The organism is Pasteurella multocida, from assembly GCF_900187275.1.
In the GTDB taxonomy this organism is placed as follows: Bacteria; Pseudomonadota; Gammaproteobacteria; order Enterobacterales; family Pasteurellaceae; genus Pasteurella; species Pasteurella multocida.
Map to the genome: position 1 here is coordinate 1,917,931 of NZ_LT906458.1, position 23,939 is coordinate 1,941,869.

Annotated in this window: 25 protein-coding genes and 1 pseudogene; 17 read left to right on the plus strand and 9 right to left on the minus strand. The window is 40.9% G+C overall.

The window, feature by feature from the left end:
* The first annotated feature begins 140 nt into the window (after positions 1-140).
* Positions 141-1,262 (plus strand): DNA-processing protein DprA, encoded by a 1,122-nt coding sequence (dprA, locus tag CKV69_RS08880; RefSeq protein WP_015702596.1) that lies wholly within the window; start codon positions 141-143, stop codon positions 1,260-1,262.
* A gap of 105 nt (positions 1,263-1,367) precedes the next feature.
* On the opposite strand, the gene lptD is transcribed toward dprA, so the two are convergent.
* Together lptD and CKV69_RS08890 are read right to left on the minus strand one after the other, a co-directional pair.
* The gene (gene lptD, locus CKV69_RS08885; protein WP_016532717.1) at positions 1,368-3,716 is read right to left on the minus strand and encodes an LPS assembly protein LptD; all 2,349 of its coding nucleotides are present in this window, start codon (positions 3,714-3,716) and stop codon (positions 1,368-1,370) included.
* 63 nt (positions 3,717-3,779) lie between these two features.
* Positions 3,780-4,331, minus strand: a complete 552-nt coding sequence (locus CKV69_RS08890; RefSeq protein WP_015702598.1) for a DNA-3-methyladenine glycosylase I — start codon at positions 4,329-4,331, stop codon at positions 3,780-3,782.
* 157 nt (positions 4,332-4,488) lie between these two features.
* Between CKV69_RS08890 and tal the strand changes: the two genes are divergently transcribed.
* On the plus strand, positions 4,489-5,442 hold the full coding sequence (gene tal, locus CKV69_RS08895) for a transaldolase (protein ID WP_015702599.1): 954 nt from the start codon (positions 4,489-4,491) through the stop codon (positions 5,440-5,442).
* An 86-nt stretch (positions 5,443-5,528) separates the two neighbouring features.
* Here the strand turns inward: tal and CKV69_RS08900 are convergent, their stop codons facing one another.
* From CKV69_RS08900 to CKV69_RS08910, 3 genes are read right to left on the minus strand one after another with little or no spacing between them, the layout of a single operon-like run.
* Positions 5,529-6,356 (minus strand): PIN domain-containing protein, encoded by an 828-nt coding sequence (locus tag CKV69_RS08900; protein ID WP_015702600.1) that lies wholly within the window; start codon positions 6,354-6,356, stop codon positions 5,529-5,531.
* Between the two features lie 20 nt (positions 6,357-6,376).
* The gene (locus CKV69_RS08905) at positions 6,377-6,829 is read right to left on the minus strand and encodes an NUDIX hydrolase (protein ID WP_005718418.1); all 453 of its coding nucleotides are present in this window, start codon (positions 6,827-6,829) and stop codon (positions 6,377-6,379) included.
* A 12-nt stretch (positions 6,830-6,841) separates the two neighbouring features.
* Positions 6,842-7,567, minus strand: coding sequence for an rRNA large subunit pseudouridine synthase E (locus CKV69_RS08910; RefSeq protein ID WP_015702601.1), 726 nt, complete (start codon positions 7,565-7,567; stop codon positions 6,842-6,844).
* Positions 7,568-7,755: 188 nt separating this feature from the next.
* Here CKV69_RS08910 and icd point away from each other — a divergent pair, with 188 nt between their 5' ends.
* From icd to nlpD, 10 genes are all read left to right on the plus strand, one after another.
* Positions 7,756-9,003, plus strand: a complete 1,248-nt coding sequence (icd, locus tag CKV69_RS08915) for an NADP-dependent isocitrate dehydrogenase (RefSeq protein ID WP_015702602.1) — start codon at positions 7,756-7,758, stop codon at positions 9,001-9,003.
* A gap of 156 nt (positions 9,004-9,159) precedes the next feature.
* Entirely contained in the window at positions 9,160-9,438 is a 279-nt protein-coding gene (ftsB, locus tag CKV69_RS08920; protein ID WP_005718421.1) for a cell division protein FtsB, read from the plus strand.
* The gene (gene ispD / locus CKV69_RS08925; protein WP_005718423.1) at positions 9,438-10,154 is read left to right on the plus strand and encodes a 2-C-methyl-D-erythritol 4-phosphate cytidylyltransferase; all 717 of its coding nucleotides are present in this window, start codon (positions 9,438-9,440) and stop codon (positions 10,152-10,154) included. Before ftsB ends, ispD begins: the two co-directional genes overlap by 1 nt.
* A gap of 8 nt (positions 10,155-10,162) precedes the next feature.
* Entirely contained in the window at positions 10,163-10,639 is a 477-nt protein-coding gene (gene ispF, locus CKV69_RS08930) for a 2-C-methyl-D-erythritol 2,4-cyclodiphosphate synthase (protein ID WP_015702603.1), read from the plus strand.
* A complete protein-coding gene (gene truD, locus CKV69_RS08935) occupies positions 10,639-11,646 on the plus strand; it encodes a tRNA pseudouridine(13) synthase TruD (RefSeq protein WP_015702604.1) in 1,008 nt (335 codons plus the stop codon). The genes ispF and truD overlap by 1 nt, the downstream gene beginning before the upstream one ends.
* A gap of 29 nt (positions 11,647-11,675) precedes the next feature.
* Positions 11,676-12,194: a tetratricopeptide repeat protein gene (locus tag CKV69_RS08940; RefSeq protein WP_015702605.1), complete on the plus strand. Its 519-nt coding sequence runs from the start codon at positions 11,676-11,678 to the stop codon at positions 12,192-12,194.
* A gap of 71 nt (positions 12,195-12,265) precedes the next feature.
* Entirely contained in the window at positions 12,266-13,006 is a 741-nt protein-coding gene (surE, locus tag CKV69_RS08945; RefSeq protein WP_005724474.1) for a 5'/3'-nucleotidase SurE, read from the plus strand.
* A gap of 39 nt (positions 13,007-13,045) precedes the next feature.
* Positions 13,046-13,621, plus strand: a complete 576-nt coding sequence (locus CKV69_RS08950) for a YqaA family protein (RefSeq protein WP_015702606.1) — start codon at positions 13,046-13,048, stop codon at positions 13,619-13,621.
* 13 nt (positions 13,622-13,634) lie between these two features.
* Positions 13,635-13,796: a hypothetical protein gene (locus CKV69_RS10720; protein WP_005724476.1), complete on the plus strand. Its 162-nt coding sequence runs from the start codon at positions 13,635-13,637 to the stop codon at positions 13,794-13,796.
* Between the two features lie 37 nt (positions 13,797-13,833).
* The gene (gene nlpD / locus CKV69_RS08955) at positions 13,834-15,225 is read left to right on the plus strand and encodes a murein hydrolase activator NlpD (protein WP_015702607.1); all 1,392 of its coding nucleotides are present in this window, start codon (positions 13,834-13,836) and stop codon (positions 15,223-15,225) included.
* Between the two features lie 66 nt (positions 15,226-15,291).
* Here the strand turns inward: nlpD and dtd are convergent, their stop codons facing one another.
* The 4 genes from dtd to CKV69_RS08975 form a co-directional block, all read right to left on the minus strand.
* The gene (dtd, locus tag CKV69_RS08960; RefSeq protein WP_005724478.1) at positions 15,292-15,726 is read right to left on the minus strand and encodes a D-aminoacyl-tRNA deacylase; all 435 of its coding nucleotides are present in this window, start codon (positions 15,724-15,726) and stop codon (positions 15,292-15,294) included.
* Complete coding sequence (locus CKV69_RS08965) at positions 15,723-16,673, minus strand: virulence factor BrkB family protein (protein WP_015702608.1); 951 nt, start codon at positions 16,671-16,673, stop codon at positions 15,723-15,725. The genes dtd and CKV69_RS08965 overlap by 4 nt, the downstream gene beginning before the upstream one ends.
* Positions 16,670-17,143 carry a YchJ family protein gene (locus tag CKV69_RS08970; RefSeq protein WP_005749697.1) on the minus strand — a complete coding sequence of 158 codons (474 nt, stop codon included), beginning with the start codon at positions 17,141-17,143 and terminating at the stop codon, positions 16,670-16,672. The genes CKV69_RS08965 and CKV69_RS08970 overlap by 4 nt, the downstream gene beginning before the upstream one ends.
* A gap of 93 nt (positions 17,144-17,236) precedes the next feature.
* Complete coding sequence (locus CKV69_RS08975; RefSeq protein ID WP_005724481.1) at positions 17,237-17,869, minus strand: LysE/ArgO family amino acid transporter; 633 nt, start codon at positions 17,867-17,869, stop codon at positions 17,237-17,239.
* A gap of 103 nt (positions 17,870-17,972) precedes the next feature.
* Between CKV69_RS08975 and rpe the strand changes: the two genes are divergently transcribed.
* The 5 genes and pseudogenes from rpe to CKV69_RS09000 all read left to right on the plus strand — a co-directional run bounded on the left by rpe (position 17,973) and on the right by CKV69_RS09000 (position 23,911).
* A complete protein-coding gene (gene rpe / locus CKV69_RS08980; protein WP_005752161.1) occupies positions 17,973-18,644 on the plus strand; it encodes a ribulose-phosphate 3-epimerase in 672 nt (223 codons plus the stop codon).
* A 28-nt stretch (positions 18,645-18,672) separates the two neighbouring features.
* Positions 18,673-19,347 carry a phosphoglycolate phosphatase gene (locus CKV69_RS08985; RefSeq protein ID WP_005724482.1) on the plus strand — a complete coding sequence of 225 codons (675 nt, stop codon included), beginning with the start codon at positions 18,673-18,675 and terminating at the stop codon, positions 19,345-19,347.
* Positions 19,348-19,356: 9 nt separating this feature from the next.
* Positions 19,357-20,358: a tryptophan--tRNA ligase gene (gene trpS, locus CKV69_RS08990; RefSeq protein ID WP_005718453.1), complete on the plus strand. Its 1,002-nt coding sequence runs from the start codon at positions 19,357-19,359 to the stop codon at positions 20,356-20,358.
* Between the two features lie 158 nt (positions 20,359-20,516).
* Positions 20,517-23,063: a TonB-dependent receptor domain-containing protein gene (locus CKV69_RS08995; protein ID WP_015702610.1), complete on the plus strand. Its 2,547-nt coding sequence runs from the start codon at positions 20,517-20,519 to the stop codon at positions 23,061-23,063.
* A gap of 212 nt (positions 23,064-23,275) precedes the next feature.
* A pseudogene (locus CKV69_RS09000) lies at positions 23,276-23,911 on the plus strand (hypothetical protein).
* The last annotated feature ends 28 nt before the right edge of the window (positions 23,912-23,939 follow it).

Consider the following 23,939-nt stretch of genomic DNA (forward strand, 5'->3'; position numbering starts at 1 on the left):
TCTCCCACAGGAAATCTGCATCGTATTCAGGTGCAGATTTTTTTATTTTTACGATCATCCTCACAACCTTTTCGCTGATAAATAGGATACAACGCTAGCTACACGCTATCTTGCTGCTTTTTGTGTTGTTGTGAGGGATTATGTCATCTTATCTGCCTCTTTTATTACGTTTGTTACAAATTCCGCGTTTGGGTTCGCTGGCGATCCAGCGTTTATTGGAGCACATCAGTCCAGCGGAATTAATGGAATATGATACAAAAGCCTTTCAACAGATAGGCTGGACGGCACAGCAGATTCAGCGTTGGTTTACGCCTGAGAACCGTTATATTGATCCCGCGTTAGCCTGGGTAAACGAACAACAACATATTGTGGATTGGTTTGATCCTCATTATCCTCCCTTGTTAAAGCAAACAGAAGAGGCACCACTTGTCTTGTTTGTGAAAGGGGAAGTGGCTACGCTATCTGCACAGCAAGTGGCGATCGTGGGCAGTCGTCATTGTTCACGTTATGGGGAATACTGGGCAAATTATTTCGCCACTCAACTGGCTTATGCCGATATTGTGGTGACCAGTGGTTTAGCGTTAGGTATTGATGGTTTCTCACATCAAGCGGTAGTGGATATCCACGGGAAGACGATTGCAGTATTAGGCAGTGGTTTAGAGGTCATTTATCCGAAAAAACACCGAGGTTTAGCCGAAAAAATTATTGAACATCAAGGTGCGTTAGTGTCTGAATTTTTACCTTTCCAACCCCCTGTGGCAGAAAATTTTCCACGTCGTAATCGCATTATTAGTGGTTTATCTTTGGGGACATTAGTCATTGAAGCCTCAGAAAACAGTGGTTCTTTAATTACTGCCCGCTATGCTTTAGAGCAAAATCGAGATGTTTTTGCGTTACCGGGGCAGATTCAGCATGGATTTAGCCAAGGTTGTCATAAACTGATTAAACAGGGGGCAATATTAGTCGAAAGTATTCAGGATATTTTAGAACATCTCTCGCCTTATTCGCATTGTGCCATGCCAGCGTTGCCTCGTACGGAGAACGCCTTTTCTCAACAAGTAACAGACACATCAACCATCAATACTGCGCGGATAACGCCAGAACATCCGGAATTATATGCCAAAATTGGCTATATGCCCGTCAGTATTGATGTATTAGCCCAACAAGTCAATCTACCTATTGATACCTTATTAGTACAGCTTTTAACCTTGGAATTGCAAGACTTGATTGTTGCTGAAAATGGATTATATCAGCGCAAATAACGGAAAGAGTAACCACAAATGAGAAAGGACTGTGTTGAAACGGCTATCAACATCAGTCCTTGCAGTATATTATCTCATATGACACGAGACGGCAGTTTCATGAGATTAATAGAGACTAAACGCTTGTAAATACGGTAGTTTGCCTCGTTGTAGCATTTTCTCAATATTGCCTTTGTGATCATCACGACCTAAGCCTCGTAGCTCAATATTGATACCAATACTTTTGTCATAAAAAATTTGATTCGCCGTTTGGTTTTCTTTGCTGGTCACACTACGTCGGGCACCAACATTAATCGCCCAACAGCAAGTGCTGTATTCTAGTCCCAAATATTGCTCAACAGGCTTTCTCAACGCAAGATCTTGATAATGACGTGCTACCACCGCCCATTGATCCGTGAGTGCCCATGCCACAGTTAGACCAAGCTGTTTTATGTCTTGTCCGTAGCGGTTCGCCGCTGAGGTGAGGTTTTGGTCAATATATTGTTGACTTGCATAACGGTAACTTAATTGAATAATATTATTTCCCGTCGGGTTATATTCTAGAGTAAAGTTGCCCAATGAGGATTTATTTAGGCGTGTATCATATTGATAGCTGCCTTGCCAACGCCATTGATCATTGATTTTCCAGTTGGAGGCAAGTGACCAAGAGGAGGAGCGCCCATAGGTGCTGTTTTCTTTACTGTTATCAATGCGCGAGTCTTGCAAATAGTAAATTTGCCCCGCAGAGAAATTAAAGCGTTCATTGCCTTTTTTATCATAAATACGCGTGGTACCACCTACCGTGAATTGATTGGCAGAGGCGATGCGGTCTAATCCACTGTAACGACGATCACGGAATAAGCCGAAATAGTCTTGCTGTAAGAGAGAAGAGTCATAACCAAAACCTAAGTAGGCATTATTTAATTTTGAACCAATATTGCTTTGGTCTTTGTAAGGGCGATATAAATATTGCACATGAGGTTCTAAAGTTTGTGTGTAACCTTCAATAAACGTTTGCTGGCTAGCCAAAACTGTTTGTAAGTCCACTTTGACTTGTGGCAAGACACGATTGATTTTTCGTTCTACTTGTTCTGCTTCCGCCGCACGCCCTTGCGTTTGTTGGTAGTGGGTTGCATAGAGTTTCGTTTCAATGTTTAAACTACCATAACGATTCGATAGCGGTAAATTGATGCTCGGTTCAGCATGAAAACGCCATGCTTTTGGCATTAATGGACTTTTATTATCAAAGTGAACTGCTTGTGAAAAGAGTTTGAAATTCAAAGGGCTATCGAACAGGGCATTTTGGTAATAGTTGAAATCGACTTGCGGCAGAGCGCGATATGGACCAATATCCACTTCGTTGAAAATTTGGAATTGTTTAGCCGAAATCGCAATATTGTAATGCGGTTGGTAATAGGCAACACGGAATTTTTGATCCGCATAGCCGTCTGTGCTTGAGCCATAAGCTGAATCAAAGTCTGAAAAATAACGTTGATCGCTAACACGGGTATAATCCAAATTTAAACGCCAATTTTGTAAGAAACTGGAATGATGTGTCCAATAAAATAAGTGGCGAGAACGATCGCGATTGCGGTAATCGGTTAGTCGATCTTGCTTTAAATATTCGCCTGCAATTTTTCCTTCCCCGATTGGGCTTAAATAGCGGAATTCACCATTAAGTTGCCAACCACGTTTTGACATATATTTTGGGGTCATGGTGGCATCAAGGTTTGGTGCAATATTCCAATAAAACGGTTGCTCATAGAAATAACCGTCACGATTTGATGTCCCAAAATTTGGTAATAATAAACCTGAACGACGGCGATCCCCAATCGGTAGCTGTAAATAAGGGGTGTAAAAAATCGGTACACCATGCACTTTAAAACGTGCATGCCACATTTCCGCGTATTCTTCTTGAATATGTTGTCGCATTTCTTTCGCTTCAATTGACCATGCATTATCTTGTGGTAAGCAAGATGTAAACACTGCATTTGTCATGAGACGATAATCTTCGCGTAGCGCAATGGATTCTGCTTTGCCTCGTCCTTGACGATCGACTAGTTGGTAATCTGCGTTTTTGATATCAGTGTTTTTCGTATTGAGCTGCACTTGCGCTTCTTCACCTTTTAGCTGGATTTGGTGATCTTGATACTCAAATCCTCCGCGGACATGCGCTAAACGCTGTAGTCCATTGGGCTGTTTTTGTTGACTGATGTCTGCACGTTGGGCACGGAGTTGGCGGTTACCTTGTTGAATTTCTACATTGCCTTCATAGCTGGCACTAACAGATTGGTTTAATCTTGCCTGATCAGCTTCGATGTAAACAGGCAAGTCATTTGGATTACCCGTGACCAATTCGCCCGTAAAATGTGGGACACCAGCTAAACATTGTGATTTCAAGTCAGCTAAACTGGATACACTATAAAGGGTACTCAAGATAGCGATAGAAAGGCGTGTGTAAGAATTCTTTTTCATCGGATAAACCATACATAATCAAAAATTAGCCTGATTATACTGGAAAATCAGGGGAAAGGCATATTATTTACAGCAACAATCATTCAGGTGATCATTGACCAATCCCATCGACTGCATAAAGGCATAACAAGTGGTTTCTCCAACAAAAACAAAGCCCCGTTTTTTCAACGCGTTAGACATAGCAATGGAAGTTGGTGTTTTCGTGGGGACGCTTGCTAAGTTAGGGACGTCATTGAACTGGGGTTGGTGATTGACAAACGACCAAATAAAATTGCTAAAATTCTCACCGCACTTTTGCATGGCTAAATACGCTTTGGCGTTAGTAATAATCGCTTCAAGTTTTTTGCGATGACGAATGAGTCCTTGATCCTGCATTAACTTATCCACATCAAGTGCGGTCATCTTCGCGATTTTTTCTGGGTTAAATTGATGAAAAGCGCGGCGGTAATTCTCACGTTTTTTTAAGACCGTCAGCCAAGATAAGCCAGCTTGCTGCCCTTCTAGGCAAATTTTTTCAAATAATTTGAGACTATCATATTCTGGTTTGCCCCATTCGTGATCGTGATAATCACGATAAATTGTGCTATTACCTACCCAACTGCAACGTGTTTTCATGTATTTCTCCTTTGTCAGTACGCTCTCTTTTTTCTGTCTTTTCAAGCAAGCGTTTGCTTAGCAACAGTGCAAGAAAAGATCATTCCATTTTCCTTTTGATATGCTATTGTATATAAGTTCACAACGAAGACATTGTAATTCAAAATAGAGGGAAATTATGACAACACAACTTGATTCTCTACGTAATATGACGGTGGTGGTTGCTGATACTGGTGACATTGAAGCTATCAAAAAATACCAACCTGAAGATGCAACAACGAACCCATCTTTAATTCTCAGCGCGTCTGCCTTGCCACAATATGCCTCATTAATTGATGAAGCCATTGCTTATGCCAAATCAAAAAGCAACTGTTCAAAACAACAATTAATTGATGCAGAAGATAAATTAGCCGTTAACATCGGCTTGGAAATCTTGAAAATTGTGCCGGGACGCATTTCAACAGAAGTGGATGCTCGTCTTTCTTATGATACACAAGCAACAATCGAAAAAGCGAAAAAATTAATCGCACTTTATAACGGAGCTGGTATCTCAAACGATCGTATCTTGATCAAAATTGCTTCAACTTGGCAAGGGATTCGTGCGGCAGAAGAATTAGAAAAACAAGGTATTAACTGTAACTTAACCCTTTTATTCTCTGAAGCGCAAGCGCGTGCTTGTGCGGAAGCCGGGGTTTACTTAATTTCGCCATTCGTGGGTCGAATTCTTGACTGGTACAAAGCCAACAGCGATAAAAAAGACTATGCGCCGGCAGAAGATCCGGGTGTGATTTCCGTGACTAAAATCTATAACTATTACAAACAACACGGCTATAATACGATCGTCATGGGCGCAAGTTTCCGTAATGTCGGTGAAATTACCGAATTAGCCGGCTGTGACCGCTTAACCATTGCGCCAGCCTTGTTAAAAGAATTACAAGAAAACAGTGCACCACTTGCGCGTAAATTAAGCTACACGGGCGAGGTGAAAGCGAAACCTCAACCATTAACTGAAGCGGAGTTCTATTGGGCGCATAATAGTGATGCAATGGCAGTTGAAAAACTGGCTGACGGTATCCGTAAATTTGCGGCCGACCAAGAAAAATTAGAAGCGATGTTATTAACAAAATTCTAATTTTGTGCTGAAAAGAGAAAAAGTGCGGTCAATTTTGACCGCATTTTTTATTGCCAAGTTGGTTCAAGTTTTCTTATATTATTTTATTATTTATATTGAACTTTTTCTGCTTGAGTATTAAGAATGATATTATTGGCTATTAATAAATCAATAATCTTATCTACCTCATTCATTTTTTTTAAATTCAGTTTAGATGCAATATCATTCTTTAAGCTACTTAATTTTGTTGGTCTTTTATTCTTCTGTTTTTTTAGTAAATAAGAAAGATAAATATCAAATAGGGACTCAACTTTAGTATAAATAATGGTGTTGTTATTGATTTGAATAAATGTTTCTTCTTTGAGTTTTGCTATCACCTTATCGATTATTACAGACGACAAGTCAGGGTCTTGATGTTTTAAGTCAGTTTGTGAACGGATATGGTTAGATAATGTCTCTAACTTACTCGGTAAGTTTTTAGTTGAGATATTTTTCAATACTTTTTTATATAATTTAGCATACTTCTCCGCATTCTGTTGAAGTGCTATTTCTTTTTCCTCTTTTACGGATTCAGGTTGTTTATCTGCTGTACTTTTATCAAGAGTCAATAATTGACAATTTCTTGCATTTTTCTGATTTTGGATATAGTCACAAATTCCTTGATAACCTTTATCTTTAGAAATCACATCAAAGTGAATGTTCTTATCAACTTCTTGATCAAACTTTCCTAAAAAATAAGCAAGATGAAAATCAAGATTATTCTTTGCTACATCTTTAATAGTGATTAAATGAATAACAATTTGATCATTAAATTTTTCAGATAGTGTAATAGATTGTTGCTGTGCGCCTAGGAATAAATATATTTTTTCGTACTTATTTAAATTGATATTATCTAACGAATGGATATTTTCATAATCAATAAACGCATATTTCATTTAAGATCATCCTTGAGTGATTAAAAAGCCTTCAACAATTGTACAGAAATAAACTCGCCTTTTAAATAATCTTTCACGGATTCAATTACTAACGGACTACGCTCACATTGCCCCGCTTGTTGAATGTAGTCATAAAATTCCTCTAAGCTCAGCCATAAACCACGAGTGATGTCAGGATCTTGGGGCTGAATCGGGAGCCAATCATCCAGTTCGACGGCAAAGGTAAAACGAAGAAAATCAGTTTTACTACGAGGGGCGTGCCATTGATAGATTTTAATCAAACTTTGCATATCCGCGTGGATACCCGTTTCTTCAAAGAGCTCACGTTTTGCCCCTTCAAGCAAGCTCTCATCTGCTTCTAAATGTCCGGCGGGCTGATTTAAGGTCAGTTTGCCGTGTTCCAGTTCTTCTACAAATAAAAATTTGCCTTTGCAATGCACCACACAGGCAAGGGTGACGTTGGGTTTATGCATAGCCTGTCCTTATTATTTTTTTAACTTTAATTGTTGATAAAGTGCGGTCAATTCTACTTCAGAAAGTTGGCGATATTGCCCTTGTTCAAGATTGGCTAAATTAAACAATGCCATTTGATAACGAATTAAACGCAAAGTAGGAAAGCCAATATGTGCCGTCATGCGGCGCACTTGGCGGTTACGCCCTTCATGTATTTTAATTTCCAACCAACTGGTCGGAATCTGCTTGCGTTCACGGATCGGTGGATTGCGTTGCCACAACCAGTTTGGCTCAGGCACTAAGCGCACTTTGGCGGGTAATGTTTTACCATCGTTTAAGACCACGCCTTGACGCAGTTGTGCTAAATCCGTTTCTTGCGGAATGCCTTCCACTTGGGCGAAATAGGTTTTTTCTGTGTTGAATTTGGGTTCTGCCAAACGATGTTGGATTTCGCCGTTATTGGTCAGTAACACTAAACCTTCACTATCGCGATCTAAACGCCCAGCGGGATAGACATGGGGAATCGGGATAAACGCTTTTAAGGTGGCACGTCCTTCCTCATCGCTAAATTGTGTCAATACATCATAAGGCTTGTTAAACAAAATGACTTGGGTTTCGGCAAAATTCACCGTTTTTTTCTGACGAAAGGATAAAGGACGCTTTTTCGGTTTAATTTCTGCTGCTTTTCTTTTATTCACGGATCGTAGTGGCGAAGGACGTGGTTTCGTTTTTTGGTTAAATTTGGTGTTTGGTTTCATATGTTAAAGGTGGTCAGTTGAAAATGGGATCTAGATCGAAAAATAAAGAAATTTTTTAACAAAAATTTAATAAATGCTTGCGAACTTGCGCCAGTTCCAATAGTTTTGTAAGGATAATCTCATGTCATCACGTAGATTACTGTCGAACAACTATCCTACCACAGGCAAGAAAATAAGGAAGAAATGATATGCAATCAAAAGTCGTTATCCCACAAGGTGAAAAAATTCAACTGGATGCCAAAGGAGCATTAATGGTACCTGATAATCCGATTATCCCCTTTATTGAAGGCGATGGTATTGGTGTGGACGTTACGCCCGCGATGCGTACGGTCATTGATGCGGCGGTGGAAAAAGCCTATGGCGGCAAACGTAAAATTTCGTGGATGGAAATCTATGCCGGTGGTAAAGCAAATGAGGTCTATGGCGAAAATACTTGGTTACCCGATGAAACCATGACATTTATCCGTGATTATCATGTGGCGATTAAGGGACCGTTAATGACGCCAGTCGGTGGTGGCATTCGTTCCTTGAATGTGGCGATGCGTCAAGGCTTAGATTTATATAATTGCTTACGTCCAATTCGTTATTATGACGGTACCCCAAGTCCTGTTAAACACCCTGAATTAGTGGACATGGTGATTTTCCGTGAAAACTCCGAAGATATTTATGCGGGTGTAGAATGGGTGGCAGGATCTGCCGAAGCGAATAAAGTGATTGCGTTTTTACAACAAGAAATGGGGGTGAAAAAAATCCGTTTTACTGAAGATTGTGGCATTGGTATCAAACCAGTTTCTAAACAAGGTACCCAACGTTTAGTACGTGCAGCACTACAATATGTGATTGATAATGATCGCAAATCGCTTACTCTAGTGCACAAAGGGAACATCATGAAATTTACCGAAGGCGCATTCAAAGAGTGGGGTTATCAAGTGGCGCAAGAGTTTGGTGCCGAATTGCTAGATGGTGGTCCATGGATGACATTAAAAAATCCAAAAACAGGCAGAGAAATCATCATTAAAGACAGCATTGCCGATGCGTTTTTACAAGAAATTCTGCTTCACCCAACGGAGTACGATGTGATTGCGACTTTAAACCTAAACGGGGATTACATTTCTGACGCGTTAGCCGCGCAGGTGGGGGGTATCGGGATTTCACCGGGGGCGAATATTGGTGCAGAAGCTGCGATTTTTGAAGCCACCCACGGTACCGCACCAAAAATTGCAGGACAAGATAAAGGTAATCCGGGTTCTTTGATTTTGAGTGGTGAAATGATGTTACGTCACTTAGGTTGGTTGGAAGCGGCGGATTTAGTGGTCAAAGCAGTATCGAAAACCATTGCTGATAAAACCGTTACCTTTGATTTTGCTGAAATGTTAGAAGGTGCCACATTACGTTCTACTTCGGAATTTGCTCAAGATATTGTAGCGAATATGTAAGTCTTACGTTGATAAAATCTCCCCATGATTCTGCGGAATGATGGGGTTTTCTTTTCTTTACGGGGGAAAAATTTACCTTAATTTGCCTGATAAGTGCGGTATTTTTTCTGATTTCACGGTAAACTAAAGACTTTATGATTAACGGGCAGAACTACGATGCGTTTATTTATTTTTTTATTAGTCGCTGTGTTATTGCTATTCCAATATGATTTTTGGTTTGGCAAGAATGGCTATTTGGATTACAAACGAACCGCACAGCAAATTGCTCAACATAAACAAGAAAACGAAAAACTGTCACAACGTAATCAAGTGGTGGCAGCAGAAATTAAAGATTTAAAACAAGGGGTAGAAGCTATCGAAGAACGTGCCAGATTCCAGCATGATATGGTGAAACCCGATGAAATTTTTTATCACATTGTCAAAGAGCAGAAATAATGACAACGCCGATTGCTAAATCTACACGTCGTATTGTTGCTGTTGTGCCTGCGGCGGGCATAGGTAGCCGCATGCAAATGGATAAACCGAAGCAGTATCTGCACATTCATGGCAAAACGATCTTAGAACATACTTTATCTGTGCTGTTAGGTTATCCATTAATTGAAAAAATTATTTTAGCGGTGGCAGCAAACGATCCCTATATTTCCACTTGCCCTTTATTAACACACCCGAAAATTCAGCTGGTCGAAGGGGGCAGCAGTCGTGCTGACTCGGTGCTCAATGGGCTTAACGCGGTCAAAAGTGCGGTACAAAATAGCGAAGATTTTTGGGTGATGGTGCATGATGCGGCACGCCCTTGTTTAACACATCAAGATTTAGATAAATTGGTGCAAGTGGAAGATCAAAACGGGGCGATTCTGGCTATTCCAGCCACTGATACCATTAAACGTGCTTTACACAATCAGCAAATTCATTATACCGAAGATCGCTCGCAACTTTGGCTAGCGCAGACGCCACAATTTTTTCCCATAGCAACCTTAGCACAAGCCTTAGAACAGGCATTGGCGCAAGGTTTACAGGTGACGGATGAAGCATCTGCCATGGAATTTGCTGGATTTCGACCGCACTTAGTGGCAGGGCGAAGCGATAATATTAAAGTGACCCGTCCAGAAGATTTCGCGTTAGCAGAATTTTATTTAAGCAGAACAAAATAGGAAAAAAGATGATACGAATTGGTCATGGTTTTGATGTACACGCCTTTGGTGGCGAAGGTCCAATCATTATTGGTGGCGTGGCAATTCCTTATGAAAAAGGGTTACTTGCTCATTCTGATGGTGATGTGGCATTACATGCTTTAACCGATGCGCTACTTGGTGCGGTCGCATTAGGTGATATTGGCAAACTGTTCCCTGATACTGACATGCAATACAAAGGTGCAGATAGCCGTGGGTTATTGCGCGAAGCCTATGCACAAGTGCAAGCGAAGGGCTATCAAGTGGGCAATGTCGATGTTACTATCATTGCACAAGCCCCGAAAATGCGTCCGCATATTGATGCGATGCGAGCGGCAATTGCCGAAGATTTAGCCTGTGATATTGAACAAGTGAACGTGAAAGCGACCACCAGTGAACGTTTAGGCTTTACTGGACGCGGTGAAGGCATTGCCTGTGAAGCTGTGGCGTTAGTGGTGAAAAGTTAATGGAACTGGCTTATTTACATACTCGTCCAGAGCAATACGCACGTTTGAAAGCCGAATGTGCGGATTTTATTGTCAAAGAAAACCTCGGTTATGAAATGTCTGGCGACGGGGAATTTGTGGCGGTAAAAGTACGCAAAACGGATTGCAACACGCTGTTTGTCGGTGAAAAACTCGCCCAATTCGTCGGTATTTCTGAACGTAATATGGGTTATGCGGGCTTAAAAGATCGTAAAGCCGTGACAGAGCAATGGTTCTGCTTACACATGCCGGGGCAACCCACACCTGATTTCCGCTCATTCCAGTTAGAGGGGGTCGATATCCTCGAAGTGACGCGCCATAATCGCAAAATCCGTACGGGGAGTCTTGAGGGGAATCATTTTGAGATTTTGCTACGTGGTGCAAAAGAGACCGATGAACTCAACATGCGTTTAAACAATATTAAACAATGTGGTTTTCCAAACTATTTTACCGAGCAGCGTTTTGGGCGCGATGGGCATAACCTGACGCAAGCCTTACGTTGGGCACAAGGTGAAATTAACGTCAAAGATCGCAAAAAACGCAGTTTTTATCTTTCCGCTGCACGCAGTGAAGTCTTCAATCTTGTCGTATCAGAACGTATTGCATTACAGCTTGCGCAACAAGTATTACGTGGCGATATGTTACAACTACAAGGCTCACACAGTTGGTTTCAAGCCGACGAAAAAGAAGATCTGAATGCCTTACAAGCCCGTTTAGAACAACAAGATATTTTACTCACGGCACTGCTAATTGGTGAGCAAAATCCTCCTGCCACTGACATCGAAAATCAATTGGTTGAACAACATCAAGCCTTGTTAACCCTGATGGCGAAAGAACGTATGAAAGCAGCTCGTCGCCCAATGTTAATGCAAGCGCAAGCGTTGCAATGGGCATTTGTTACAGAAGGACTCAAACTTGCCTTCTACTTACCCGCGGGCAGTTATGCCACTGCCTTGGTGAGAGAAGTGGTGAATGTGCAAGAAGATTAATTTCAACCCAACATTTAAAAGGAATGGCTATGCAAAGATGGATCAAAACACTGCTCAGTATTATGTTGCTTGTGAGTACAATGAATGTCTTCGCTCAACGAGAAGAAGACCCGGTTTTTGAACAAGGTGTTGAAGCCTATAAACGCGGTGATCATGCTACTGCGTTTAAACTTTGGTTATCACGAGCCGAGCAAGGGGAGATGACCGCTCAATTTAATGTAGGGAGAATGTACGACGAGGGTGACGGTGTTGAACAAGACAAGCAACAAGCTTTGAAATGGTATCAAAAGTCTGCCGAGCAAAATCACCCCGATGCACAGTATCATTTAGGGCTGATGTACAGTGAAGGCGACGGCATTGCACAAGACTTTAAACAAGCCTACAAATGGTATAGTCAATCTGCCGTACAGGGCGATGCGCGTGCGCTCTATAATTTAGGTACACTCTATGCGAATGGCGAAGGAGTCGAACGCAATTGGGACAGAGCGAAAATGTATTTTAAACAAGCTTGCAAAGCGGGTTTGCCAGAAGGGTGTGATTGGGAATAAAACATTTCTAAAAAGCACCGCACTTTAAACAAACGCATCCAAAGCATATAACAAAGAATAAGGACAACACCATGAAAATTCTTCTCAGCAACGACGATGGGATTCACGCTGAAGGCATTCAAATACTGGCTCGTGAGTTACGTAAATTTGCTGATGTCACACTTGTCGCCCCTGACCGTAATCGCAGTGCAGCGTCCAGTTCTTTAACATTAGTTGAACCATTACGTCCCTTACGCTTGCCGAATGGGGATTATTGCCTCAATGGCACCCCCGCCGATTGCGTCTATCTAGCATTAAATGGGTTTTTATCTGGACAAGTGGATTTGGTAGTGTCGGGGATCAATGCGGGCGTGAATTTGGGGGATGATGTGATTTATTCAGGCACCGTCGCTGCGGCATTAGAAGGGCGTTATTTAGGGTTGCCTGCAATTGCGGTTTCCCTTGATGGACGTCAACATTATGAGAGCGCGGCGCGTGTGGTTTGTGAGTTAATTCCTCGATTGCATGGACAAATTTTACAACGGCGTGAAATTCTCAATATTAATGTCCCAGATATTCCTTATGAAGAGATTAAAGGAGTGAAAGTGTGCCATTTAGGTTATCGTGCAGCTGCCGCAGAGGTGGTGAAGCAACAAGATCCACGAGGTGAGGCAATTTATTGGGTTGGACCGGCGGGCTTAGCGGAAAATGAACAAGAAGGTACAGACTTTCATGCAGTGAAAAATGGCTATGTCGCGATTACGCCAATTCAAGCAGATATGACCGCCTATCATTCATTGCAATCTTTACAAGATTGGTTAGAAAGTGAATAATAATCCGTTTTTTATTCTTTATGATGAGGAAGGTGCGCGTTGAAAATTTTTGGTGCGATGTATGATAAAACGATGGCTTGGTCAAAGCATCGTTATGCCACATTTTTTTTAGCGTTGACGAGTTTTATTGAGGCGATTTTTTTCCCGATTCCGCCGGATGTGATGTTGATTCCCATGTCAATGTCTCAACCACAACGTGCCTTGAAACTGGCGTTTTATACGGCAGTTGCTTCTGTATTAGGTGGTGTGATTGGTTATGGTTTAGGCTATTATGCTGTTGATTTTGTGCAATATTATGTCCAGCAATTTGGTTACCAACAACATTGGGAAACTGCGATTTCATGGTTTGAGAAATGGGGTATCTTAGTGGTTTTTGTGGCAGGTTTTTCGCCGATTCCTTATAAGGTTTTCACCATTTGTGCAGGCGTGATGCAAATGCTGTTTCTCCCATTTGTGCTGACGGCATTTATTTCGCGTGCAGCACGTTTTATTTTGGTAGCAAAACTTGCTGCATGGGGTGGCGAAAAATTTGCGGATAAGTTGCGCCGTTCTATTGAATTGATTGGTTGGTCTGTCGTGCTGATTGCCGTTATCGCGTATTTAATTTTAAGATAAGGTAAAGTAAAAAATGAATAAATTACTTTTCTTGTTGTCTATGCTTTTAGTGTTAAGTGCTTGTACAACAAACATTCAAGATGAAAATGCATTAAGCCCGGGGATCATGGAGGCCGTGGCTGGCACTGGAGCTGTTGAGGGTGGCAGTTGGTTACCTGAAATAATAAAACATTAATTTAAGTATTCAGAGATAAGAAAGAGGAAACTAGCAAATGAAAAAGTCGTTTTTACTGTTGCCAATCAGTGTTGCCGTATTGGCTGCCTGTAGTTCAAATACGCCTGCGCCGGTAGAGAGTGCAGATGGCAGTTTATCGCCGGGGATGATGCAACCCGTTGATGCATCAAGTGGTGGCACATGGGAGCCACAAATTCAACAACAAAATACCATGCCAGCGGGAATGGATCAGTCCGTCTATTCTCCTTCTACCTCGCAACCAAGTTTGCCAGTAAGCCATCAACCAACACCGCCGACATCATCTTCTTTCGATATTCCGCGTAAACCGGTCACCGGCGAACCAGATTACAGCAAAATTGCCAGAGGCTCTTATCAAGGTGAAAGCTATATGGTGCGTAAGGGCGACAGTATGTATTTGATTTCTTACATTTCCGGTTTAAGTATCAAAGAGATCGCTGCGTTAAATAATCTATCAGAGCCTTATACTTTAGCGACAGGACAAGTGTTAAAACTGTCGAATAAAGTGTCAACAACCTCTACCATGTCACCTTCAACCGCGGTAGGAGAGGTAGGTACAAATGTAAAGCCGACAACACAACATTTTGAGATCCCGCGTAATCCAGCGGATAACCGCCCGGATTATAGCAAGATCGATAAAGGTTTTTATAAAGGGGAAACTTATACGGTGCGTAAAGGCGATACAATGTACCTCATCGCCTATATTTCAGGCTTAGATGTCAAAGAATTGGCATCATTAAACAATATGTCTGAACCTTATCGTCTAAGTGTTGGGCAAACCTTACGTGTGTCGAATGGACGTGTGGCAAGCACCTCTTCACAACCTGTGACGGTACCCGTTTCACAACCGAAGAGCAATGAAGTAACCTATACCCCGGGTCCACATGGTACACAATACGGTTCGGATGGTACTATCATTGGACCAATTAAATCAGGTGTCAGTTCCGCCCCTGTTCCAGTCCAACCTGAACCAGTGGTTAAGCCTGTTGAAAGCACGTCTGTACCTGTGCCAAGCACGAGCAGTAAACACATGGTTTCGAATGTAACTTGGCAATGGCCAACCAAAGGCAATATTGTACAAGGCTTTTCAACCGCAGACGGTGGCAATAAAGGGATTGATATTGCTGGTTCACGTGGTCAAGCGGTGAATGCTGCCGCCGCAGGCAGAGTGGTTTATGCGGGTAATGCATTACGTGGTTATGGCAATTTAATTATCATTAAACACAATGATGACTATTTAAGTGCCTATGCTCACAATGAAAGTATTTTAGTTAAAGATCAGCAAGAAGTTCGTGCGGGTCAACAGATTGCCAAAATGGGTAGCTCTGGTACCAATAGTGTCAAACTTCACTTTGAAATTCGCTATAAAGGCAAATCAGTTGATCCAACCCGTTATTTGCCAAAACGTTAATTCTCTGACGTTTTGACGTCACAATAGTGAAGAACTGCATCGGATATCCGATGCAGTTTTTTTTATTTATATTTCTAACCAGAACGTGACAGGACCATCATTGGTTAGGCTGACTTGCATATCTGCGGCAAATTGCCCACTGAAAGTTGGAATTTTTTCACCGCACTTTTTGACCACATAGTCGTATAATGCTTCTGCCATATCAGGGCTTGCGCCACGCGAAAAACTTGGACGCAACCCTTTTTGTGTATCAGCTGCTAGGGTAAATTGTGAAACGACTAATACTTGTCCCTTGACTTGTTGCACATTTAAATTCATTTTGCCTTCTGCATCGCTAAACACACGATAATTCAGCACTTTCTCAATCAAGCGATCTGCTTTGACGTGGTCATCGTCTTTTTGCACACCCAGTAGCACCAATAAGCCATGCCCAATTTCGCCTACTGTTTGCTTATCCACGTCCACTTTCGCTTGGCTGACACGTTGAATTAATGCAATCATCCTTGTTTCTCCAATCGTTGTTTTTGCTGAGTTATTTCTGTTTTGAGTGTTTGTTCTGTTTTTTCCATTTTTTGTTGTAACGCGGGATCGTGTGTATCTGCTGCGACAAGCTCTTCAACACGGATTTTACCTTGCGTACATAAGGTGTAATCGGCAAGCACAGATGCTAATTGTGCACCAATTAAAATGACGACCCAGCTTAATTGAATCCACAATAGCATGATGGGTAAGGTTGCCATTGCACCATAAATCAGTTGATAGGACGGGAAGGTGGTGACATACCAAAGGAAAGCTTGTTTCCCTAATGTGAAGAATACGGCTGCGACGAGTGCGCCGATGGCAGAGTGCATAATTTTGACTTTTTTATTCGGGACGACCGTGTAAATCAAGGTGAAAATTAACCAAGTTAAAAAGAACGGCACAAAACTCAATATTTTTAAACCGAATGGCAAGGAAATATTTTCATTCAACATAGCAGCAATGTAAGAACTTACACCGATACTTGCCCCAATTAATAATGGACCTAAAGTCAAAATGAGCCAATAAATAGCAAATGAAAAAACGAGGGGGCGAATAGTCGTATCATGCCAAATCGAATTGAGCGTACGATCAATGGAGTTAATCAGCATTAATGCCACCACGACCAAACTGATCACACCAACTGCGCTCATTTGTTTAGAGTTACTCACGAACTCATCAATATATTGTCCGACCATATCACTGGCTTGTGGTGCAAAGTTATTGAAAATAAAACCTTTTAATTCATCAGTAACTTCATTAAAAACCGGAAAGGCGGAGAAGACTGAAAAGACGACCATGACTAACGGAACCAAGGCGAGCATAGTGCTGTAAGTTAAGTAGCCAGCTGCTTGGCTTAATTTGTTTTGTTGAAAACGAAGCCAAAATAATCTTAAAAAAAGTCCAGCGTTTTTTAAAACGTTGTTCACAGTAAACCTCCACAACAATGTTTAAATTTTTTATTTGAGCCACACAGGCAAGGTTGTTTCATATTCGGTAATGTCACCGTGGGATCGACAAAATACCAACGTTGTGCAATGTTCACAAATAAAGAGATTTCATGATGCACTTGTGTTTGATTTTGTTGAGCAAAGAAAGCCTTAAATTCGACTTGGCTATGTGTTTTAGACAGGGAGACATGTTGTAAAATGTCGAGTCCAACCCAAGTTGTCTTGTCCGCCCAGTCTTGTAATGCGGCGACGGGCAACAATGCTTGTTGGTTTGGCACAGTAGTTTGCACAATGTAATCAATATTTTTCAAGGCATACGCGGCATAACGGGAACGCATCAATAACATCGCATTAGCAGGAAATTGTTGCTGTTGATGATATGGCTGACAACAGGCTTGATAGGGTTGTCCCGATTGACAGGGACAAAGTGCGGTTAATTTTTCAGTCATTTTTACAGAGTCATCGTTATTTCAAGCTAAACTTATTACCAAGCGCTTTTTATTTGAATAATGTTTTATTCAATCAGTTGAAGCGTTTTATCTTTACACTGTGGGGAATAAAGTGATGCCATAATGTATCAAGCTAATTGCGATTGCCCACATAATTACCCCAATCACCAAATCCAAAATTCGCCATGTTACTGGTCGTTGGAAAAATCGGCTTAATAAGCGTGCGCCATAGCCCAAGCTAAAAAACCAAAGAGCCGATACTAACAAGGCACCAACCAGAAAAAACAGCTTCTCGTCAAAAGCAAGTGTGCCGGCAATACCACCAATAATGACCACAGTATCTAAATAGACATGTGGATTTAAGAGTGTAATCAGTAGGGTAGCAATGATCGCATGCAAGGTGGTTTGTGGTTGTTTATCCGCTTTTGCTAATTGTAATGACGCGTTGCCTCGATAAGCAGATAAAAAGGCTTTTAAACCATAAATCAATAAAAAACCACCTCCGACAAAGGCTAAGGCGACAGTTGCCATAGTGCTTTGGCTGATTAGGGAACCTAATCCCAATACCCCTAAGGAAATTAATACAATATCGCAGAAAAAACAGGTTAAAATCACAGCCAGAATATTCTGTTTAAGTAATCCCTGTTTTAATACAAAGGCATTTTGCGCCCCAATGGCGATAATCAACCCCGCCGTCACAAAAAAGCCTTGTAAAAGGTGTTCCATAAAGAATTTCCTTAATAATTCAAACATAAAGTAGTACACTAAACGCAATATTTTCTCTTTGCAAGTGTTTAATTTAACAACTTGTTTACCAGTGAGGTCAATGATGAAACCCTATTTAATTGCCCCTTCAATCTTATCTGCGGATTTAGCCCGCTTAGGCGAAGATGTTGAGCAAGTATTAACGTGCGGTGCAGATGTGATTCACTTTGATGTAATGGATAATCATTATGTGCCCAATTTAACCTTTGGTCCTGCCATTTGTCAGGCATTACGTCATTATGGTATTACAGCACCGATTGATGTGCATTTAATGGTCAAGCCAGTGGATCGTCTTATTCCTGATTTTGCGAAAGCCGGTGCCAACTACATTACTTTTCATCCTGAAGCCACGGAGCATATTGATCGTTCTTTACAACTGATTCGGGATTGTGGTTGTAAATCAGGTTTAGTCTTCAATCCAGCCACGCCATTAAGCTATTTAGATTATGTAATGGATAAAGTGGATGTCATTTTACTTATGTCAGTCAATCCGGGTTTTGGCGGACAATCTTTTATTCCTAGCACCTTAGATAAATTACGCGAAGCTCGTCAGCGTATTGACGAAAGTGGTTTTGACATTCGTTTAGAAGTGGACGGTGGCGTAAAAGTTAGCAATATTGCGGATATCGCAAGAGCGGGTGCGGATATGTTTGTGGCGGGATCGGCAATTTTTGATCAGCCAGATTACCAAAAAGTGATCGATGAAATGCGTCAACAATTGGCGACAGTAGAATAACTAACTTAATAGAAAGTGCGGTATAAAAATGACACAGTTTAAACTCATTGGTTTTGATCTCGATGGCACCTTAGTCAACAGCTTGCCTGACTTGGCGCTATCGGTAAATTCTGCTTTTGCGGAGTTTGATTTACCCCAAGCACCAGAAGACTTGGTGCTGACTTGGATTGGTAACGGTGCGGATATTTTAATTGCGCGTGCTCTGGCATGGGCGAAGGCTCAAACGGGGAAAACCCTGAATGATGAACAAATTAAAGCGCTTAAGCGACGTTTTGGGTTTTATTATGGTGAAAACCTGTGCAACTTGAGTGTACTGTATCCAAATGTTAAATCCACTTTAGAAACGTTGAAACAAAAAGGCTATCTTTTAGCAGTGGTGACGAATAAGCCAACCAAACATGTGCAACCGGTTTTGCAAGCCTTTGGTATTGATCACTTATTCAGCGAACTTTTAGGTGGACAATCTCTGCCCGCGATTAAACCTCACCCCGCACCGCTGTATTATTTATGTGGTAAATTTGGTTTATACCCAAAACAGGTGCTCTTTGTGGGGGATTCCAAAAATGATATTTTAGCCGCACATACTGCGGGTTGTGCTGTGGTTGGCTTAACCTACGGCTATAACTACAATATTCCCATAGCAGAATCCAAACCAGATTGGGTGTTTGATGATTTTGCACAGATTTTGACGATTTTAGAATAAGGAACAACGATGAGTAAACCTGTTGTATTAAGTGGCGTACAGCCTTCTGGCGAACTGACGATTGGCAATTATCTTGGCGCATTACGCCAATGGGTCAAGATGCAAGATGATTATGAATGCTTATTTTGTATTGTTGATTTACACGCTATTACTGTCCGTCAAGATCCTGAAAGCTTACGCAAAGCCACCCTTGATGTGTTAGCGTTATATTTAGCCTGTGGCATTGATCCGGAAAAAAGCACTATTTTTATCCAATCCCATGTGCCAGAACATACACAACTGGCTTGGGTGCTTAACTGTTACACCTATTTTGGTGAAATGGGGCGCATGACCCAATTTAAAGATAAATCGGCGCGCCATGCGGAAAATATCAACGTCGGCTTATTTACTTACCCCGTGTTGATGGCGGCAGATATTTTGTTATATCAAGCTAACCAAGTGCCTGTAGGGGAAGACCAAAAACAACATTTGGAAATTACTCGTGATATCGCTAATCGTTTTAACGCACTATATGGCGATTTATTTGCGGTACCAGAACCCTTTATTCCTAAAGCAGGCGCGCGCGTGATGTCATTGCTTGAGCCTGAAAAGAAAATGTCGAAATCAGATGAAAACCGCAATAACGTGATCGGCTTATTGGAAGATCCGAAAGCTGTCGCGAAGAAAATCAAACGTGCGGTAACTGACTCTGATGAGCCTCCAGTAGTCCGTTATGATGTGCAAAACAAAGCAGGCGTATCGAACTTGTTAGATATTCTTTCTGGTGTCACTGGTAAATCTATCGCGGAATTAGAAGCGGAGTTTGAAGGCAAAATGTATGGGCATTTAAAAGGGACTGTGGCGGATGAAGTCTCCGCGATGCTCACCACCTTACAAGAACGTTTCCACCACTTCCGCAACAACGAAGCACTCCTTAACGACATTGCTCGTGAAGGTGCACAAAAAGCACGTGAACGTGCCAAAGCCACCTTAGATGCTGTTTACCAAGCTGTGGGTTTTGTGTCTTTGTAATCAATGAGCTAATTTTTATCTAAACCGCACATCATGTGCGGTTTTTTTATAAATAAATTGAATGTTATTTATTTACCTCTTGCATTTCTCTTCAGATATGGTTAGATCGTTAATGATTTTCATTATCATTTAATAAAATGTAATTTCATGGAGAACTTATGCAAAAACAGCAACCTTATCCCATTCACCTTGGGATTTTTTTGATGTTGGGTTTACCAACATGGGCGTTCAGTCAAGCTAATTTAGAGAAATCAACAATCAATAAATTGGAAACGATTTTGGTCAATGAGAGTGAAGAGAAAAATAAATTCGATGAGAATTTGATCAAAACTTATCTGTCTTCGGGTTCTTATTCTTATTTATCGCAATCGGATATCAGTACGTTCAGAGGTAGCTCGGTAGGGGATTTCCTCTCTGGTGTGCCAGGAGTTATTGTGGGAAATAAGCGTAATAGCGGCGCTTTATCTGTTAATATTCGAGGAATTGCGAATGAAAATCGTGTGCCTGTTTGGATAGATAAAGGTCTACAATCGGTACCCTCCTACCAAGGTTATGCAGGTTCTTCAACTCGAACCTATTTAGATCCCGATTTGATCAGCCAAGTCGAGATTGAAAAAGGTCCCTCTTTGCAAATGGACGCAACAGGCGCGACGGGAGGGGTAGTGAGAGTAGAGACTTTACGTTGGCAAGATATTATTCCTCAAGGGAAAAATTGGGGCGTGCGTTTGAAACTAGGGACGATGACTAACACCGTATCACCTCCCCCTTATTATACAAGAGGAGGATATCAAACTAAGTATATTAGTAAATGTCTTTCTAATCATACCGGCTTATGTCAAACACAAACATATGCACCAAATGCACGTTATTCTTCTCATGGTTTTGATTTGAATGCATACAATTATAGCCTGGCTTTTGCTAATAAATGGCAAAATGCTGATCTTGTACTTGCGTATGCAAAACGTAAACAGGGCAACTATTTTGTTGGGCGTCATGGACAAACCCCAGTGATTGAATCCATTGAATTTGAGGAAGATTCAGTAGAAGTCAAAGAGCCTCGCGTTCATGAAGATGTTGAGATTGGTTCATTAACATTTAAAGAAAATCGCAGCACCTTATACCGACCGGGTGAAGAAGCCCTGAATACCTCACAAGATAATACCTCTTATCTCGCTAAAATAAATGTCTACAATGATGTTCATCGTTTAGGGTTAGCGTATCGCCATTATCATAGCCGTTTTGGTGAGATTATGAGCTCAATTTTGAATTTCAGAGCGTATGGCGCATTGCAAGGTGAAGGGACAGAAGTCAAAGTCGATAGCTATCATGCAAATTATAGCTATAACCCAACGACACCTTATGTGAATTTGAGTGTTAATGCATATTTTACTGACAGTGATTCGTCTAATTTTACCCCATTTATTGAAGAATATGGTTACTCTTTATCCAGTCGTCATGCCCATTTTCTGGTTTCTAAGCAGAAAGGGTTAAGTATTGAAAATACTAGCATTTTCCAGCTTAACGACAAACCGTTTACTTTAAAATATGGTCTTGCGCATAGTTATGAACGGATTTATCAACCACGTAATGCTCAAGCACGTGTGAGAGCTAAAGGGTATCCAGAAGATGCGATTGGTCCACTTTATATTCGAGATGGTAAACGTAAAGAATGGAGCGCTTTTGTTGCTGCGAACTATCCAATCACTTCGTGGTTAAAAGCCGACATCGGGCTACGTTATCTTCAATCTACTATTTATGATTATATTGTGAGAACGGAAAGAGTGAATATTGGAGGGGCACTTGTGCCTAATCCAAATGGATCCGGTAATATTTGGGTGGAAAAATATAAAGATGTTGTGCATAAACAGGCGCCAGTGAAAAATAAAGGCATGTCGCCAATTGTGATGTTCACATTTGAACCTATTAACGGAGTACAAATTTATACGAAATATGCAGAAGCATTGCGTTCGCCAAGTTTATTCCAAGCAACTAAAGGCTGGTCCATGAGTGCGACGGCAGATAATCTAGAACAATTGAGACCTGAACGAGCCAAAAATTGGGAGGCGGGTATTAACTTGTTTTATGAAAATCTAGGTGGTAAGGACAATATTCTTGGTTTTAAATTGGCGTATTTTAATAATAGGATAAAAGATTATTTGACGCGGAGTTATTCGCCTAAAGATAAGGTGACGCAGACAATTAATATACAAAGTGCACAATTTAAAGGGATTGAGTTATCAGCGTATTATGATATGGGGAAATTTTACGCAAAATTAGCTGGTACATATTACACAAAAACGAAATTTTGTTTAACAGCAGAACAAGCAGGCAAAGGAGAGCAATGTAATTCAGGTTATGTATATCGTAGTAATTTAAATAATGCCGTTCCTCCGCGTTTAAATTTACATGCGACTTTAGGAACCCGTTTGTTTGAACAAAAACTCGATATTGGTGCGCGCTATAGTTACTACAGTAAGCGATTAGTACCAGTGCTTTCTGCAGAACGTTTTGTTAACACATCAAGTATTGAGTGGGCGCCTTATTCCTTAGTAGATTTATATGCCAATTACAATGTGTCTAATAACCTAAAACTTACGATGACCATGGATAATGTGTTTAATCGCTATTATTTAGATATCAATAATATGGGATTAAATACCGCACCGGGTAGAACATTGCATTTAGGATTAGAATATCGGTTTTAGTTCATAAGTCATTCACACACATCACCGCACTTTACTTTGATAAGGTGCGGTGATTTTTTTCTTTCTTTTGAAATGTCGGCTATTATTAGGCATGTTTGAATTAATTAAAAAATTTATTGTCAAACACACGGCATGAGCACCAAATTACACAATGTATAATGCGTTTTGGGCTATGTTATCTCTTTATAGTTTTAGGTTAAAAGGAAAGTGCGGTGAAATTTTTAAGTGTTTTATTATGTTCTGTGTTGTGTTATTTGCCCACGGCTTGGGCGAATGTGGATTTGAATATTAAATACAGTTCAAACTATTTAATGCCAGCTTATGTGCATTTTAAAGCAGACGGTGCGCAATATGCCGTGGATGCGAAGATTAATGTGCCTTTGTATAATATTCAATTTTTATCTACCGGCACGCAAGATGCTAAGCAATTTAATATGGTGGACTATCAAGATATACGGAATGGCAAGCCTTATGCCACATCAAAAATTCAAGCCGATAGCATTGAATATGGCAAAGTCAAAAATGGTTTAACGAAAAAAGCATTGGCATTGCCGACCTTTGATTTGTTTACTATGGCATTTTAATTAAGTTATTACGATAAATTACCGATCAATTTTCAAATCACCAATGGTAAAAAGCTTTATCCCATGCATAATGTGTTTGTGAAGAAAAGCGAAGCAAAAGTGAAAGTGGATAAGCAAGAAGCCGTACAGATTACTTATCAATTTAAAACCGGTGATAAAGATATCGTGGTCAAAAAATTGGCGGGTGAACAATTTCCGCGTTTTATTTCCTATAATCGCGATGGGGATAACTACGAATTAGAGTTTAGTGGGTTTGTGAAATAACACATGTAACAAAGGTTGCAAAGAGTAT